At 67.8% G+C, this 14857-nt stretch carries 16 protein-coding genes and 1 tRNA gene; 10 read left to right on the top strand and 7 right to left on the bottom strand.

Annotation, left to right across the window (positions count from 1 at the left end):
* Window positions 1-9 precede the first annotated feature (9 nt).
* From ABD301_RS20610 to ABD301_RS20600, 3 genes are all read left to right on the top strand, one after another.
* Window positions 10-942 (top strand): Ppx/GppA phosphatase family protein, encoded by a 933-nt coding sequence (locus ABD301_RS20610; RefSeq protein WP_344311888.1) that lies wholly within the window; start codon window positions 10-12, stop codon window positions 940-942.
* Window positions 943-1483: 541 nt separating this feature from the next.
* On the top strand, window positions 1484-2149 hold the full coding sequence (locus tag ABD301_RS20605; protein ID WP_163568647.1) for a dienelactone hydrolase family protein: 666 nt from the start codon (window positions 1484-1486) through the stop codon (window positions 2147-2149).
* A gap of 127 nt (window positions 2150-2276) precedes the next feature.
* Window positions 2277-3413 (top strand): beta family protein, encoded by a 1137-nt coding sequence (locus tag ABD301_RS20600; RefSeq protein ID WP_344311886.1) that lies wholly within the window; start codon window positions 2277-2279, stop codon window positions 3411-3413.
* A gap of 8 nt (window positions 3414-3421) precedes the next feature.
* Here the strand turns inward: ABD301_RS20600 and ABD301_RS20595 are convergent, their stop codons facing one another.
* Window positions 3422-4234 (bottom strand): enoyl-CoA hydratase/isomerase family protein, encoded by an 813-nt coding sequence (locus tag ABD301_RS20595; RefSeq protein WP_344311884.1) that lies wholly within the window; start codon window positions 4232-4234, stop codon window positions 3422-3424.
* 80 nt (window positions 4235-4314) lie between these two features.
* Between ABD301_RS20595 and ABD301_RS20590 the strand changes: the two genes are divergently transcribed.
* The 4 genes from ABD301_RS20590 to ABD301_RS20575 all read left to right on the top strand — a co-directional run bounded on the left by ABD301_RS20590 (window position 4315) and on the right by ABD301_RS20575 (window position 7228).
* On the top strand, window positions 4315-4845 hold the full coding sequence (locus ABD301_RS20590; RefSeq protein WP_344311883.1) for a TetR/AcrR family transcriptional regulator: 531 nt from the start codon (window positions 4315-4317) through the stop codon (window positions 4843-4845).
* Window positions 4846-4889: 44 nt separating this feature from the next.
* The gene (locus ABD301_RS20585; RefSeq protein ID WP_344312098.1) at window positions 4890-5615 is read left to right on the top strand and encodes a uracil-DNA glycosylase; all 726 of its coding nucleotides are present in this window, start codon (window positions 4890-4892) and stop codon (window positions 5613-5615) included.
* A 98-nt stretch (window positions 5616-5713) separates the two neighbouring features.
* A complete protein-coding gene (locus ABD301_RS20580) occupies window positions 5714-7093 on the top strand; it encodes an NAD(P)/FAD-dependent oxidoreductase (protein ID WP_344311882.1) in 1380 nt (459 codons plus the stop codon).
* Window positions 7094-7144: 51 nt separating this feature from the next.
* Window positions 7145-7228: transfer RNA gene (locus ABD301_RS20575), tRNA-Leu, on the top strand.
* A 172-nt stretch (window positions 7229-7400) separates the two neighbouring features.
* On the opposite strand, the gene ABD301_RS20570 is transcribed toward ABD301_RS20575, so the two are convergent.
* The 3 genes from ABD301_RS20570 to ABD301_RS20560 form a co-directional block, all read right to left on the bottom strand.
* A complete protein-coding gene (locus ABD301_RS20570) occupies window positions 7401-7721 on the bottom strand; it encodes a hypothetical protein (RefSeq protein WP_163568650.1) in 321 nt (106 codons plus the stop codon).
* A 163-nt stretch (window positions 7722-7884) separates the two neighbouring features.
* On the bottom strand, window positions 7885-8226 hold the full coding sequence (locus ABD301_RS20565) for a hypothetical protein (RefSeq protein WP_163568651.1): 342 nt from the start codon (window positions 8224-8226) through the stop codon (window positions 7885-7887).
* 307 nt (window positions 8227-8533) lie between these two features.
* Complete coding sequence (locus ABD301_RS20560) at window positions 8534-8884, bottom strand: VOC family protein (protein ID WP_344311879.1); 351 nt, start codon at window positions 8882-8884, stop codon at window positions 8534-8536.
* Window positions 8885-9045: 161 nt separating this feature from the next.
* On the opposite strand from ABD301_RS20560, the gene ABD301_RS20555 reads away from it, so the two are divergent.
* Both ABD301_RS20555 and ABD301_RS20550 read left to right on the top strand, forming a co-directional pair.
* Complete coding sequence (locus ABD301_RS20555; RefSeq protein ID WP_344311877.1) at window positions 9046-9924, top strand: Bax inhibitor-1/YccA family protein; 879 nt, start codon at window positions 9046-9048, stop codon at window positions 9922-9924.
* A gap of 1 nt (window position 9925) precedes the next feature.
* Window positions 9926-10225 (top strand): hypothetical protein, encoded by a 300-nt coding sequence (locus ABD301_RS20550; protein ID WP_163568653.1) that lies wholly within the window; start codon window positions 9926-9928, stop codon window positions 10223-10225.
* A 45-nt stretch (window positions 10226-10270) separates the two neighbouring features.
* Here ABD301_RS20550 and ABD301_RS20545 read toward each other — a convergent pair whose 3' ends face one another.
* From ABD301_RS20545 to ABD301_RS20535, 3 genes are all read right to left on the bottom strand, one after another.
* Window positions 10271-11485, bottom strand: a complete 1215-nt coding sequence (locus ABD301_RS20545) for an acetyl-CoA C-acetyltransferase (protein ID WP_163568654.1) — start codon at window positions 11483-11485, stop codon at window positions 10271-10273.
* Window positions 11486-11582: 97 nt separating this feature from the next.
* Entirely contained in the window at window positions 11583-12665 is a 1083-nt protein-coding gene (locus tag ABD301_RS20540) for an SGNH/GDSL hydrolase family protein (RefSeq protein ID WP_344311876.1), read from the bottom strand.
* A 139-nt stretch (window positions 12666-12804) separates the two neighbouring features.
* Window positions 12805-13647: an NAD-dependent epimerase/dehydratase family protein gene (locus ABD301_RS20535; protein ID WP_344311874.1), complete on the bottom strand. Its 843-nt coding sequence runs from the start codon at window positions 13645-13647 to the stop codon at window positions 12805-12807.
* A gap of 103 nt (window positions 13648-13750) precedes the next feature.
* Here ABD301_RS20535 and ABD301_RS20530 point away from each other — a divergent pair, with 103 nt between their 5' ends.
* Complete coding sequence (locus ABD301_RS20530; protein ID WP_163568655.1) at window positions 13751-14590, top strand: MmyB family transcriptional regulator; 840 nt, start codon at window positions 13751-13753, stop codon at window positions 14588-14590.
* Window positions 14591-14857: the final 267 nt, after the last annotated feature.

Here is a 14857-nt window from a genome sequence, read left to right as displayed (position 1 = left end):
GGAGAGCCGATGACCCGGGTGGCGGCGATCGACTGCGGCACCAATTCGATCCGGTTGCTGATCGCCGATGTGGAGAGCATCAGCGCGATGGGCGGACTGTTGTCGGACGTGACCCGGCAAATGCGGATCGTCCGGCTCGGCGAGGGTGTCGACCGCAGCGGCATGCTCGCGCCGGCCGCGATCGCTCGTACCGAGGCGGCTTTGCGTGACTACGCCGGCGAAATCGCCGCGTCCGGCGCCGAGCGGGTCCGGATGGTGGCCACCTCGGCCAGCCGCGATGCCAGCAACGCCAACGAATTCACGTCGATGGTGCGGTCCGTGTTGGGCATCGACCCGGAGGTTATCAGCGGCGACCAGGAGGCCCGGCTGTCCTTCGCCGGCGCGATCCGGGACCTGCCGCCCACGATCGGCCAGCCGCCGTACCTGATCGCCGACATCGGCGGCGGCTCCACCGAGTTGGTGCTCGGCGTCGACACCGTCACGGCCGCCAAGTCGGTCAACGTCGGGTGCGTACGACTGACCGAGCGGCACCTGCACGACGACCCGCCCACCGCCGCCCAGATCGCCGCCGCCGAGGCCGACGTGGTGGCCGCGATCGCCGAGGCCCGGCAGACCGTGCCGTTCGCGCAGGCCCGTACGCTCATCGGCCTCGCCGGCACCGTCACGACGGTGGTGGCGATCGCGCTCGGCCTCGACTCGTACGACTCCACGCGGATCCACCACGCCACCGCCACTTATGAGCAGGTCGACGCGGTGACCCGGATGCTGCTCGCGGCCACCCGGCAGGAGCGGGCCGCGCTCCCGGTCATGCACCCGGGCCGCGTCGACGTGATCGGCGCCGGCGCGACCGTCCTGCGAGTCCTGATGTCGGAGGTCGGCGCCGCCTCCGTGGTCGCCAGCGAACACGACATCCTCGACGGCATCGCGTACTCGCTCGCCTAACTCTTCCACCCATCCGGTCAGTCCGGCGCGAAACTGTCGGAGGTGGCGCGGAGCCTCGATTCGGGGGCGGCATTTTCGCCCGGGCGTGGCGCCGGCGTCGAGTGCCGGACAAAATCCCGCACTCGACGTCGAGTGCGGCACAATGTCCCGCACTCGCTGGAATCCGGACGCCAGCGACTGGTCACCCGCAACAAATGCCGCCCCCGAATCGAGACTTCCAGGGTGGTCGGACAGTTTCGCCGTCCTTGCCTGATGCGTACGACTGATGCGTACGACGATGCCGGTGACATCGTCGAGTCGGCGCGAAAACTTCGCTGGTGAGACCGAGATGACCTTGGTGAATCGAGAAAGTGTGAGGGCGACCTCTGCTTCTGGGCTGGGAACTGTGATTTAGCGTATTGACGCCTTTACTCAGCGCTGCCCGATGTGATTGGGTTCCGGGACCAAGCGATCGCGGTGCCGGGCCGACCCCACCCCGGGAGGTCCTGCTGCCGTGAGCCGGAAAAGACCCTGACCAGGGGTCGTGGCGAAAGGGCCGCTGATGGGTCGGAAAGTGGCGTTCACGGTGGCGGCCTCGGTCGCCGAGGGATATCTGGCGGTGCCCGAGACCGGGTCCGGCCCCGGCCTGCTGGTGGTTGGCCGGACAGCTGGGTTGACCGGCCACGTGAGCAGCGTCGTCGACCGGTTCGCGGCCGAGGGTTTCGTCGCGTTCGCGCCCGATCTCTACCACCCCGCCGCCGATGGCGAGCCCTTCCCGACCGCGGTCGCGCTGCCTAACGTCCTCGCCGACCTCGTCGGCGCGGCCCACCACCTGGACGGCGTGCCGGAGTTCTCCGGCCAGCTCGGGGTGGTCGGATTCGGTGCCGGCGGCGGGCTCGCACTGGCGGCGGCCGCGGAGCTGGCGTCGGCGTCCGCCATGGTCGCGTTCTATCCGGAGCTGGAAGGCCTCGCCGACGTGCCCTGGGCGCGGTTCCGTGGCAAGGCCGCGATCGTCCACCAATCCGGCCGCATGGACACCGCCTCCGCCGCCGTGCAGCGCCGGATCACCGAGGCCGGCGGGTCCTGTCGGGTGTACGAGTACGCGGACGCCGAGCCCGATTTCTTCAACGACGACCGACCCGGCAGCTACCACCCCGAAGACGCTCGTACGGCCTGGGCGCGCACTCTCGAACTGCTACGCCCGACCCTGTTGGCGCGGGCCGCCTGATCGGGCATTTTCGCAGGTAGAAGCCCTCTTGGCGGACAACGCTAGGCCTTGCTTCGGCGTTCGAACATATGTACGATTACAGCAATGGCTATGGCAGCCAGAAATCGTTCTGGCCGAAGGAGATGCCATGGCTTTTCTCGATGCCCTGCACGGGCGGTTCCAGGTCGTGCTGGCCGCGCACACCAAGTCCGGTGAGCTGGCCGCGCTGTCCCACCTGAGCCGCCCGGACGCGGCCGCCATCCAGCCGCTGGCGATCGCGATGCCCCGGCTGGCCCCGCAGAGTCGGTTGATGGTCAGCTTTGTGGCGGCCGCCACCGCGCTCGCCGAATATGGCCGGCCGCTGATGGTCGACCTGGCCCGAATCCCGGCAGGGCACCCGCTGCGGGCCGAGCCGCTGGGTGCGTACGACTTCCTTGACAACGTGGTTCGCGAGGCGTTGGAGGAAAAACACGGCCCGCTGGGCAGTGCGTTGCCCACCCTGTTGCCGGTTTTCTCGGCAGACGGCGAAAATGACCGGCCGGATGTGCTGGCCGCGCAGCGACTGGACGGGCGGGACGGGCGTGGCGCGGTGATCCGGATCGCCGGCCTGACCCGACAAACGCCCGCTGGTTGGGCCGAGCACCTCGGCAAAACCACCGCATCACTGGGAATCGCGCCGCAACGCGTCGATGTGGTCGTCGACGCGTCCTATGTGGACTCTGTGCAGGAACGGCGAGTTGATCAGGTCTGTGACGTGGTGGCCGCGGTCCATCAGGCAATGCCCGTACGATCAGTCACGCTGCTCGCCGGGTCGGTGCCGCCGCGTCGGTTCGTCACCCAGACGATGATCAAGCCACGGTATGAGATGGAGCTGTGGTCTGCCTGCGCGGGCTCGCTCTCCGGCGAGTTGCGCTATGGCGACTATGGCGTGGTCCATCCGCTGCAGGCCGACACCCAACTCGCCGGCCCGGTCTCCACCAACCCGTATTTGTTCTATACGGCCGGCCGCGGCTCGCTCTACCTGAGCCGGCAACTTCCCCGCGACGAGAACAGAAAGATCGCCCGCGGCGGCGGTGCGACCAAGTTCCGGGAGATCTCCACCGAGCTGGCCCGGCTCAGCGAATTCGCTGGCCCGCGTTATTCGTGGGGCGACGCCGAGCTCGCCGGCTGTGCCGCCGGAAACGTGCGAAACGTCGGTACGGTGACCCGCTGGATCGCCATCGCCACCTCACACCACTGCGCCCACCTCGCGGACTCCGCCCGCAGACCCGCCCTCGTCGCCTAACTACCCCCTCAGATGAGGCGGGCGGCGAACTGTTCGTGCGCGAGGCCATAGCCGAGGTCCTCGGTGAGGCGGCGCCGCCACGGCCGCTGGATGATCGCGTGAGTCATCCGGCGAGTCGTGCGCGGCTTTTTCATGATCTCCTCGGCGATTTCCCGCGCTCGCGGCAGTAGCCGATCATTTTCGGTGACCTCGTTGACAAGTCCGAGTCGCAGGGCGGTCTGGGCGTCGATCCGCTCGCCCGAGTAGAGATAGCCGGCCGCCCTTTTCTGCCCGACCAGTTCCTGCAGGACCAGGTGCATCCCGTCGCCGGGCGACTGGCCGCCGGCGGCGAAATTTCCGTCTCCCAGCGTTGTTTCCGGCGTGCACAAGGTCAGGTCGCAGAGTAAAGCCAGCTCGGTCCTGATGCCCGGTCCGTTGATCGCCCCGATAGTCGGGATGTCCACTCCGAACACCAGGTTTTCCAGCATTTTCAGGCCATCCAGGTAGGCGTGCTGGTACGCCGCGTCGGCCGGCCAGCTCGGCACCGGTTGCCCGAACGACGGTGGATGGATGCCGCCGATCCAGCGATCCCCGGTGCCGGTGATGATAAGCACCTCGTTCGCCGGGTCCGCGCTGATCATCGCGAGCACCTGGCTCCAGGTGTTTTTCAACCCCAGTGAGAAAACCGCCGGTCCATTGGCGGTGTGCATCCGCAGTTCGACGATCCCGTCGTGGCGCTGGATCGCGAAATGCTCGGCGTACCGAGCCGCGTACTCTCCCAGGTCCGCCGGCGCCACGAAGCCGCCGACTTGGTCGTCCCACTCTCGCAGACTCTCGCTCATGCCTCTCCTCTAACTGGTGGCTGCCCCCAATTATCTTCCGGTACGATACGGGGGCCAACCCCAGTTAGGCAAGGTGACTGATGCGGGCCGATGCCCAGCGCAACTATCAGCGCGTCTTGGACAGTGCCCGGGCCGCGTTCGAGCGGTTCGGCACCGGCGCGTCGTTGGAGGACATCGCCGCCGAGGCGGATGTGGGGTCAGCGACCTTGCACCGGCATTTTCGCAGTCGGTACGCGCTTATAGACGCCGTCTTCCGGGATCGAGTGGAGGCGTTGTGCGCGAAGGCGGACCGGCATGCAGCGGACCCGGAGAGCGCGCTTCTGGAGTGGCTGCGCTCGCTCGCTGACCACGTCGGTGCGTACAAAGGACTCGCGGCGGCGCTGTTGGAGGCGGACGAGGACCTGTCGTCGTGCCGGGACGCCATCCGTACGACCGGGGCGGCGTTGCTGGTCCGCGCGCAGGAGGTCGGCGCGGTCCGGCCGGACGTGACGGCGACCGAGGTGCTGACGCTCACCACCGCCGTCGCGCTCGCCGCCGAACGAGCCGGCACCGCGCCGGCGACCGGCCGACTGCTGGCGTTGATGATGGAGGGCATGGGCGGCAAACGGTGACAGCGCCGGAATATCTCACCGCACCGGAACGCGACGGCGTGCCGGTGGCCGGGACAGCGGCCGCCGTACGCCGATTTTCCCGGCAGGCAACGGATCTGCCCGCCCTGGACGACGCGATCGCGTGCTGCCGGGCCTGCGACCGGCTGGTCGCGTGGCGCGAGCGGGTTGCCGTCGAGAAACGCGCGGCGTACGTGGGGGAGACCTATTGGGGCCGTCCGGCGCCGGGTTTCGGGCCGCCAGACGCCCGAATCGCGGTGCTCGGCCTGGCGCCGGCCGCGCACGGCGCCAATCGTACGGGCCGGGTCTTCACCGGCGACCGGTCCGGCGACTGGCTTTTCGCCGCCATGCACCGCGCCGGCCTCGCCAACCAGCCGACCTCGGTGCGTGCCGACGACGGCCTGCGGCTCATCGACGCCCGCATCGTCGCGGCCGTACGCTGCGCACCGCCCGAAAACAAGCCGACGCCTGCCGAGCGGGACACCTGCCAGCCCTGGCTGGTACGCGAATTGGCTTTGCTGCGACCGACATTGCGGGTCGTGGTCGTCCTCGGCGGCTTCGGCTGGGCGGCGCTGTGGCCGTCGCTGGTCGCCCTGGGTATCGAGATCCCCAGACCACGGCCCACCTTCGGCCACGGCGTGGAGGTCGACGCGTCCGGGCTCACCATTGTGGGTTGTTTCCATCCCAGCCAACAGAACACTTTCACCGGCAAGCTGACCGAGTCGATGTTGGATGATATTTTCCGCCGTGCGAACGAAATCGTGGCTGCCTGAAAGGCAGCGCAGTGTGCTGGAAAACATGTGTCCGGGGTTACGTATGACGGGGATCGCTATTGATCTCCGAGGTCCGGATGCGGCCGTACGCTTGAGATATGCGAAACGGACGGTCGCGAATTCTCATCGTCGGTGGCGGTTATGTGGGCATGTACACCGCCTTACGTCTCCAGAAGAAACTGTCCCGCCGGGAAGCCGAGATCATGGTGGTGGACCCGCAACCACACATGACATATCAACCCTTCCTGCCCGAGGCCGCCGCCGGCAACATCTCGCCGCGGCACGTGGTCGCGCCGCTGCGCAAGGTGCTGCGGCATTCCACGGTTGTCACCGCGTCGGTGGTCGGCGTCGACCACACCCGCAAGATCGCCTTCGTGCAGCCGCCGGTGGGTCCCGTACGGGAAATCAAATATGACCAGATCGTGATGGCCCCCGGCTCGATCTCGCGGACCCTGCCGATCCCCGGGCTCAAGGAGAACGCGGTCGGCTTCAAGACCATCGGTGAGGCCATCTACCTGCGCAATCACGTGCTTGCCCAGCTCGACGCGGCGGCCAGCACCGACGATGCGGACCTACGCCGTCGGGCACTGACCTTCGTCTTCGTCGGCGGCGGTTACGCCGGCATCGAGGCGATGGCCGAGCTGGAGGACATGGCCCGCGACGCGTTGCGCTACTACCCGGAGCTCAAGCAGGGCGAGATGCGCTGGGTGCTGGTCGAGGCGGCCCAGCGGATCCTGCCCGAGGTCGGCGCCGAGATGGGCGCGTACACGGTCCAGCGGCTGCTCGGACGCGGCATGGACCTGCGGCTGAACACCCGGCTCGACTCGTGCGTGGACGGCCTCGTGATGCTGTCCGACGGCGATGTCTTCGACGCCGGCACCATCGTCTGGACCGCCGGCGTGAAAGCCAACCCGGTCCTGCAGCTCACCGACCTCCCGCTGGACTCCCGCGGCCGGGTCACCTGCGCCGCGACCATGCAGGTCATCACCGCCGACGGCACCGTCGTGCCGGGCGCCTGGGCGGCCGGCGACGGCGCGTCCGTGCCGGACCTCACCGCCGACGACCCGACCGTCACCTGCGCCCCCAACGCACAGCACGCCGTACGCCAGGCGGCCCAGCTCGGCACCAACATCGCGCTGGTCGTGCACGGCGCCGCCCCCGTCCCGTACAAGCACAAATACGTCGGGTCGGTCGCCAGCCTCGGGCTGCACAAGGGTGCCGCGCGGATCTTCGGGATGAACTTCACTGGGCTGGCCGCTTGGCTCCTGCACCGCACGTACCACATGAGCCGGGTCCCCACCCTGAACCGCAAGGTCCGAGTGGTCGCCGACTGGACGCTAGCGCTGTTCCTCAAACGCGAGGTCGTCTCGCTCGGCCAGCTGCACTCGCCGCGGGTGGAGTTCACCGAGGCAGCCACCCCGGCGCCGGCCCGTCCGGTGGCCCGGGAGCACACTCGAGAGGCAGCCGTCACAAGCTAACAGGTTATGACCCCACGACACCGCCCGGTCGCGTAACGTGACCGGGGTTGGGCCCGGGTGGTGGAATGGCAGACACGGTCGTCTTAAACACGACTGCCTTGGTAAGGCGTGCGGGTTCGAGTCCCGCCCCGGGCACTATCCTGAGCAGGGTAAACGCGCTGCGGTGTGATCTCGGGAAGGCCTGCTTTGGCCCATATCGACGGCCGTAGAGGTATGCCAACAAATAGTGCCCGCCACGAAACCGTGGCGGGCACTATTTGTCACTTCATATTCAGCCGGACCATGGAGCCCAACCCGGCGGGGCTCGTCAGCGCAGGACGTACAGCCGGACGAGGTTGGAATGGAACGGGTCCTGGTAGCAGTCCCAGTCACCGGCCTGGTTGTTGCGATACATGTCCACGCCCTGTTCGGCGCAGTGCGCGCAGCTCGCCCCAGCCGTTGGATCCTGGAAGGCGGTCCATTCCTGCCAGCCTGGCAGGCTGGCCCTGAACCCCGGGCAGTCGTGGCCGATGTCGCTGGGCTGCGCATGAACCGCCGGCGCGGCCGCTGATGGTGTCGAAAACGCCAGTCCAGCGAGGGCGGCGAAGCCGACGAGTGAGCTGGCGACGATCCGACGGTGCGATCGCATTCAAGTTCTCCTTTGTTTGAGTGGGTGACCGCGGTTGTAGCTGGAATTCGAGCCGGCAGAATTTTCCAGGGTGTGCGCAGATGAATGCGTACGCGGCCGCCACGGCTTTGTTCGAGGTAGTCGGGAAAAATGCTTACGGGTCAGAAATCGACTGGGAATATGGTCAGTGCCAGCCGATGGTCCAGTTGTGGATCTCGCCGGTGCCTTGGACCGTCAAGGTGACCGGGCCGCCGTTTCCGATGTTGTATATGTGGGTTTGCGGCGGCGCGTTGACGGTGGTTATGCCGCCGCACGTGCCGACTGACCAGCTGATCTGAGTGTTCGCGCCGCCAAGCGCGTCGTAGTCGACCCACATCTGTCCGCGTGGCGCGTTGAACGAAAGCACACATGACGGGGTGCCGGTGCACGACTTGTTTCCCGATGCCGGCGCGGCCGCCGCTGGTGCGGCCGTGGCGCTGAGCGCGACGACGGCTGTCGCGGCCACCAAAAGGGCAGGCATTTTCATACGGTGCCTCCTCAAATCCCGGGGTTGGTCATGCCGCCGCAGTCGCCTCGCGATCTCGGCCGTGTAGATAATGATTGAGCTTTCCGGAAAAATCAATACACACTTGTCATGTCATGTGAAATGAGGCAGGGCCGTGGTGGGAAATCGAGATACACACCGAAGATTGGTCACTCGCGAGGGAATCAATGACGGGTTCGGATCTGACTTTTGTCATCGGCGCATGATGATTTTGCGACGGACCGCGTGCGACGGGTCAAATACTCGCGTACGAATGGATGTCAGTAATTCTCCGCGGTGAAATGGTGGTCTAGGAGCGGTGGCTGACGATGTTGACGGTGTGGCCGTTGGGGTCGCGGACGAAGAATCGGCGTACGCCCCACGGTTCGTCGCGGAGTTCGTAAACGATCTGGTCGCCGCGCCGGACCGCGGCTTCGTGGGCGGCGTCCACGTCGGCGACCTCGATGCTGAAGTCGGCGGTGGGCGAGCTGGCCGGCAACACGATGATCTGGGCGGTGGGATTCGCCCTCGAAACGAGGAACGTCACCCCGCTGGGGTCGCGGTGGACGTCGAGGGCGAGAAGGCCGGTGTAGAAGTCGATCGTCTGCTCCGGGTCTTCGGTGCTGAGGTCGGGAACGATGCGGCGTACGTCCGTTGTCATGGCGGCAACCGTACGTACCCGGCTGGTCGGGTCGCTTGGACAAAATTGTCGTGGCCACCGCAGACTTAAGGAAAGGATCATCCTCGCGGACCAGCCCCGGGACGCTTCGTCGCGTTATTCTCGGGGCGTCGCGCGTTTTGGGCGGCTTTCGGGAGGTCAGTGTGAACAGCAGCAACCCCGTCTTCGGGCGGGACCCGTGGGGCGAGAACCGGGGCCGCGGGCGGGCCCGCGACCGGCAGCAACCTGTCGGTTACGGCGGCTCGAGTCCGTACGGGTACGGGCCGGCCGGCGATCCCACGTACGGTGACCCCGACTACGGCGTCATCGCGCATCCGGGTCCGCGGTCGCTGGCGGCGATGACCGTCGAGGACGTGGTGGTCCGTACGCTCGGCCTGCTGGCCATCACGGTGGCCGCCGCGGCCGCCGCGTGGATTCTGCTGCCGGCCGGCGCGTTGGCGAACTTCGCGCTCATCGGGGCCGTGGTGATCGGCCTGGTCTTGGGCCTGGTGATCTCGTTGGGTCGGATCACCAACCCGGTGGCCATCATCGGCTACGCCGTGGTGGAAGGCGTTCTGCTCGGACTTTTCAGCAGGGTCTTCGAAAATCTCTACTCAGGCATCGTGTTGCAGGCGATTGTCTGCACGCTGGCGGTGTTCGGCGGGATGACGCTGCTCTACCGGTTCCGGATCCTGCGGGCCACGCCTGGGTTTGTCCGCTGGGTAACCGGCGCGGTGATCGGCGTGGGCGTGCTGATGCTCGTCAACTTCGGCCTGTCGATCTTTGGCGTGAACGGCGGCAATGGCCTCGGGCTGCGGGAATATGATCCGACCGCGAAGGCCGGCTGGCTGCCGATCGTGTTCAGCCTGATCTGTGTGGGGCTCGCCGCGCTGACGTTCATCCTCGACTTCGCGGTCGTGGAGGACGGGGTCGCGCGGGGCGTCGACCGGCGGTTCGCCTGGTATGCGTCTTTCGGCATCCTGGTCGGGCTGATCTGGCTCTACCTGGAGTTGCTGAGGTTGCTCGGCTACGCCCGGCGATAGCGTGACGCGTCCCGACGGCCAGCGCCTCCGGGTCGAGACCGACCGGCTGTTGAACGCGACAGCCGGCTGGTCGGCGCGTCGGTGGCGCCCGTACGAGCCGCGGATGCGCGCCGCTCTGCAGGCGCTCGCCGACCTCGACGCAGACGCCGAAGGTATCGAGCGGCGGCCGCTGCCGGCGGTGGACAACCAGGAGATCCTGCCGATGCAGCTCGCCGTCCTGGTGGACGACCTGCTGCGTACGAGCGCGTCCGACGACGCCCTCGCGCGCGCCGCCGACATCGTGACGTCTATCCGCCGGTAACCCTCGATGGCCCATGAGCGGGCCACCGAGGGCGCTCCGAAGGGATTAGAGGCGTTCGAGGATCAGGGCCATGCCCTGGCCGCCGCCGACGCACATCGTCTCCAGGCCGAAGCGCTTGTCGTGCCACTCCAGCGAGTTCAGCAGCGTGGTGGTGATCCGCGCGCCGGTCATTCCGAACGGGTGTCCGACGGCGATCGCGCCGCCGTTGACGTTCAGTTTCTCCAGCGGGATCCCGAGGTCCTGGTACGACGGGATGACCTGCGCGGCGAAGGCCTCGTTGATCTCCACGAGGTCGATGTCGTCGATGGTCATGCCGGCTCGCGCGAGCGCCTGCCGGGATGCCTCCACCGGCCCGTAGCCCATGATTTCCGGCGACAGCCCGGAAACTCCGGTCGCGACGATCCGGGCCAGCGGCTTGATGCCGAGCTCGCGGGCCTTGGTGTCGCTCATCACGACCACCGCGGCGGCGCCGTCGTTGAGCGCGCAGCAGTTGCCGGCGGTGACCCGTCCGTCCGGTCGGAACACCGGCTTCAGGCCGGAAACGCCGTCAACCGTGACGCCTGGCCGCGGGCCGTCGTCGCGGTCCAGGACGTTGCCGTTGGGCAGTGTGATCGGGGTGATCTCGCGGGCCCAGAAGCCGTCCTTGATGGCCTTCTCGGCCAGGTTCTGCGACCGTACGCCGAATTCGTCCATTTCCGCGCGGCTCACGTTTTTGAGCTGTGCCAGGTTTTCCGCGGTCTGACCCATCGCGATGTAGACATCCGGGACAACGCCGTCCTCGCGCGGGTCGTGCCACTGGGTGCCGCCCTGCGGGAGCAGTGCGCTGCGGGCCCCGCCGTCGGCGAAGAACGGGCTGCGGGTGTCCGGCCACGAGTCGGAGCTGCCCTTGCCGAACCGGGACACGCACTCCACGCCGGCGGAGATGAAGGCATCGCCCTCGCCGGCCTTGATGGCGTGGAAGGCCATTCGGGTGGTCTGCAGGCTCGACGAGCAGTAGCGGGTGATCGTGGCGCCCGGCAGCGAGTCGTACCCGAGCTGCACGGCCACCACCCGGGCCATGTTGAAGCCCTGCTCGCCGCCCGGCAGCCCGCAGCCCAGCAGCAGGTCGTCGATGGTGTTCGGGTCCAGCTGCGGGACCTTGCCCAGCGCCGTCTGGACGATGGTGGCGGTCAGGTCGGTCGGCCGTACCTCGGTCATGGAACCTTTGCCAGCCCGGCCGATCGGGGAGCGGGCGGTCGCGACGATCACAGCGTCAGTCATGTACTCGAAAGTAACCCACCGTTGGCGTCCGGTCATCCCCTGCGTACGCGCGTGATCGGTTCACCAGAGTGTGGTTCGGGCCACTTGCCCAGCAGGTTCAGGAACGGGCGGCTGGTACGCGAGCGGTGCGCTCGATCGGCGAGATGGGTGCGGCCTCGGCAACCGCGACCGCTGCCGGAGTGGCCGGGTGGCCGGCGCTGATCGGCCAGCGGGGGAGCCGGATCCGCTGGCGCAGCTGTGCCCAGCGACCCCGGCGGCCCCGCTCGGAGCTGTTGACGGCCGCGCCGGACACCTCCGTGCCGGCGGTGTCGACGGCGTGCACGGCGGCCTTGGGCAGCGGCAGGATGCCGTCGCCGAGCCGGCGGTGCGGCACGTCGGTCTGCGGCTCGGTGCCGGTGACGCTGGCGATGACGGACGGGAGGATGGCGGCGATCGCGGTGGCGTAGCCGAGTGCGGACGGGTGGAACCGGTCGGGCGAGAACATCCGGTCGCGGGCCCGGGCGAACTGCGGGCCGAGCAGGTGGCCGAGCGAGACCGTACGCCCGCCAGCCTCCACGACGGCGATGGTTTGGGCGGCCGCCAGTCGGCGGCTGTCCAGCCGGGCAACCCAGCGCAGCGGCGGCCGGATCGGCTCGATGGTGCCCAGGTCAGGGCACGTGCCGACGATCGGTTGGCAGTCGATGGCGACCAGCTGCTGGACGGTCTCGGACAGGTAGCGGACGGCGTCGGAGATCCGCGCCCGGGTGGTCACGTCGTTGCCGCCGATCATGATCATCGCGACCTCCGGGCGCTCCGGCAGCACCCGCTCGAGCTGCGGCGGCAGGTCGGCGGACACCGCGCCGACGACGGCCGCGACGATCACCCGCACCGGCCGGTGCAGCGTCTGGGAGATCCCGGTCGCGAGCAGCGCGCCGGGCGTTTCGGCGGCCAACTGCACTCCGTAACCGACCGCACTGGAGTCGCCCAGCACGGCTAATACGACCGGCTTGCCGGAATATTGGGTGCCATAAAGACCTGCGCCGGTGGGCGGCTCACCGTACGGGAGTGGCTGGATCGCCCGGCGGGCGAAACTGGCCTCGGCCATTAACAGCCCGTACACACCGGCGCCCAGCAGACCCGCCCCGCCGCCGTACGCAGCGGCGGCGGTGGCGATCCTGCGTGCTGTGCGTGCCCTGCTCATCGCCCCACCACCCCCACTCCCTCGTCGCAGTCCCTAACGATCACTTAAGTGAACTACGGGAATGCCACAATGATCAGCGATTTAATCGTGTCGCGGGAGTTGTTTTCAGCGTGACGCGTGCAATAGGACGTGAGATGCACTAAAGTGCGCCGGCCTCCGCGGCACTGGCTACCGTCGGGTAGAGGGGGCGAAAGCCAAGCTCACGGCGGATCCGCGCGGTGCTCACGGTGTGTAGCCACGGACGCGCCTCCACCGAACGGTCCGCACTTTCTGCCCGCTCGGGCAGCTCGATGCCGTGCAGCTGGAATATCTCGAAAATGGTCATCGGGGCATCGTCGGACAGGTTGTACGTACGGCCGGCGATTCCTTCGGCACGCAGCGCGCGCAAGAGCGCCTGGCCCACGTCCGCGTGGTGGCCGGTGGTCATCCGCTGATGCGCCGGCCAGTCGGCGACCAGCCGGACCGCGTCTGTGACATGTGGGTCGCCGTCTCCGTACACGAAGGGCAGCCGGACGATCCGCAGGTCCAGGCCGCGGGTCTGGTGCAGCGTACGAAGCCGCCGCTCGGCTTCGGCCTTGGCCGAGGGATAGCCGAACAGGTCGGTGCCGACCGGGTCGTCCTCAGTCGCCGGGCGGCCGTAGTCGCAGCCGTCGTAGACCAGGTTCGTACTGGTGTAGACGAATTTGGTGATGCCGGCGTCCAGCGCCGCGTTGGCCAGCATTTCGGTGCCGGCGATGTCTGTGTCGGTCAGTTCCTGCGGCGACCAGGCCCGGAAGGAGCTGGCGATGTGGACGATCGCGGTGATGCCGATGAGTGATTTGCGTACGGCGGCCTCGTCGCGCAGGTCCGCGACCGCGATGTCGGTGGGGAGGTCGATGTTGTCGTTGCGTACGAGCAGTCGGGTTGGTTCGCCGGCGGCGAGCATCCTGCGCGCGAACCTGCTGCCGACCTTGCCGGTGGCCCCGGTGATCAATGTGGTCATGGGTACGACACTGCGGCGAGCCGGTCGGTGCCGGCAGAGGCCTGCTAAGGCTGGGATTGCCGATCCCTGGCTGAGCTGGGCGTAACTCGCGAAGATGGTTCTTATGGACGCTCCGAGCCTGGCCGATTTCCTCCGACGCCGGCGGGCCGCGCTGCAGCCCGACGCAGTGGGACTGCCGGCCGGTCGGCGACGCCGTACGCCTGGATTGCGTCGGGAGGAGGTGGCCGCGCTTACTGGCATGTCCTGCGACTACTACACGCGGCTGGAGCAGGCTCGTGGCCCGCGGCCGTCCCGGCAGCTGCTGGCCGCGCTGGCGCGCGCGTTGCGGCTGACCGACGACGAGCGGGATCACCTGTTTCACCTGGTCGGCGAGGAGGCGCCGCGGCTCGGGATGACTTCGGACCACGTACGCCCCGGCGTTCTGCGGATGCTCGACCGACTCAGGGACCTGCCCGCGTCCGTGTTCGACGACCTCGGCTACATCCTCGCGTGGACCCCGGTGGCGGCCGCTCTGGGCAGCGACTACTCGGAGCTCGCGGACGCCGACCGCAACGTCCACCTGCTCTTCTTCTGTCCACCTTCTGGCCGTCCCCGGCTCGCTGTCCGCGACCGCGAGGCGAACGCGCGAAGTCACGTCGCCGACCTGCGCCTCGCCGTCGCCGCCCACCCTGGCGACCGCCGCGGCCCCGAGCTGGTCCGCCGGTTGCGCGCCGGCAGCCCCGAATTCGCCCGACTGTGGGAGGAACATGAGGTGACCGTGCGCCGCTCGATGACGAAGACTTTCGTCCACCCGGAAATCGGTGAGATCGAGCTGGCCTGCGAAATGTTCCACCTGCCCGAAGCCGGCCAGAAACTGATCGTCCACTCCGCCGCTCCCGGCAGCAGCGCCGAACAGGCTCTGGAGCTGCTGCGCGTCCTGGGCACCCAGACCACCGCCGTGTAGGGCTGGGTTTGCCGTCGAGTGCGGGACTTTATCCCGCACTCGACGCTGAGCGTGGGACAAAGTCCCGCACTCGGCGCGTTTTCTCAGGCGGCGCCGATTTGTGTGCGTACGCGTGTCTGCTTCTACGCGCTTACCACGCGCGCGCTTACTTACGTAACGTTAAAACCCACGTACCCACCCCCCGCCCTTTAAAGGGCGGGGGCCTAATAGTACTTTGTTAGGTTGTTTCGGCGTGTCGAGTCGGAGTTTTTGTTGTTATTCGGGACA

It is taken from the genome of Fodinicola feengrottensis (genome assembly GCF_039530045.1).
Taxonomy (GTDB): Bacteria; Actinomycetota; Actinomycetes; order Mycobacteriales; family HKI-0501; genus Fodinicola; species Fodinicola feengrottensis.
The sequence above is the reverse complement of the archived record's forward strand: the minus strand, read 5'-3'. Positions and strand labels throughout refer to the sequence as shown.

Coding starts and splice junctions, on each gene's coding strand:
- ABD301_RS20610 (WP_344311888.1), top strand. CDS start 10: ATGACCCGGGTGGCGGCGATCGACTGCGGCACCAATTCGATCCGGTTG.
- ABD301_RS20605 (WP_163568647.1), top strand. CDS start 1,484: ATGGGTCGGAAAGTGGCGTTCACGGTGGCGGCCTCGGTCGCCGAGGGA.
- ABD301_RS20600 (WP_344311886.1), top strand. CDS start 2,277: ATGGCTTTTCTCGATGCCCTGCACGGGCGGTTCCAGGTCGTGCTGGCC.
- ABD301_RS20595 (WP_344311884.1), bottom strand. CDS start 4,234: ATGAGCGAGAGTCTGCGAGAGTGGGACGACCAAGTCGGCGGCTTCGTG.
- ABD301_RS20590 (WP_344311883.1), top strand. CDS start 4,315: ATGCGGGCCGATGCCCAGCGCAACTATCAGCGCGTCTTGGACAGTGCC.
- ABD301_RS20580 (WP_344311882.1), top strand. CDS start 5,714: ATGCGAAACGGACGGTCGCGAATTCTCATCGTCGGTGGCGGTTATGTG.
- ABD301_RS20570 (WP_163568650.1), bottom strand. CDS start 7,721: ATGCGATCGCACCGTCGGATCGTCGCCAGCTCACTCGTCGGCTTCGCC.
- ABD301_RS20565 (WP_163568651.1), bottom strand. CDS start 8,226: ATGAAAATGCCTGCCCTTTTGGTGGCCGCGACAGCCGTCGTCGCGCTC.
- ABD301_RS20560 (WP_344311879.1), bottom strand. CDS start 8,884: ATGACAACGGACGTACGCCGCATCGTTCCCGACCTCAGCACCGAAGAC.
- ABD301_RS20545 (WP_163568654.1), bottom strand. CDS start 11,485: ATGACTGACGCTGTGATCGTCGCGACCGCCCGCTCCCCGATCGGCCGG.
- ABD301_RS20540 (WP_344311876.1), bottom strand. CDS start 12,665: ATGAGCAGGGCACGCACAGCACGCAGGATCGCCACCGCCGCCGCTGCG.
- ABD301_RS20535 (WP_344311874.1), bottom strand. CDS start 13,647: ATGACCACATTGATCACCGGGGCCACCGGCAAGGTCGGCAGCAGGTTC.
- ABD301_RS20530 (WP_163568655.1), top strand. CDS start 13,751: ATGGACGCTCCGAGCCTGGCCGATTTCCTCCGACGCCGGCGGGCCGCG.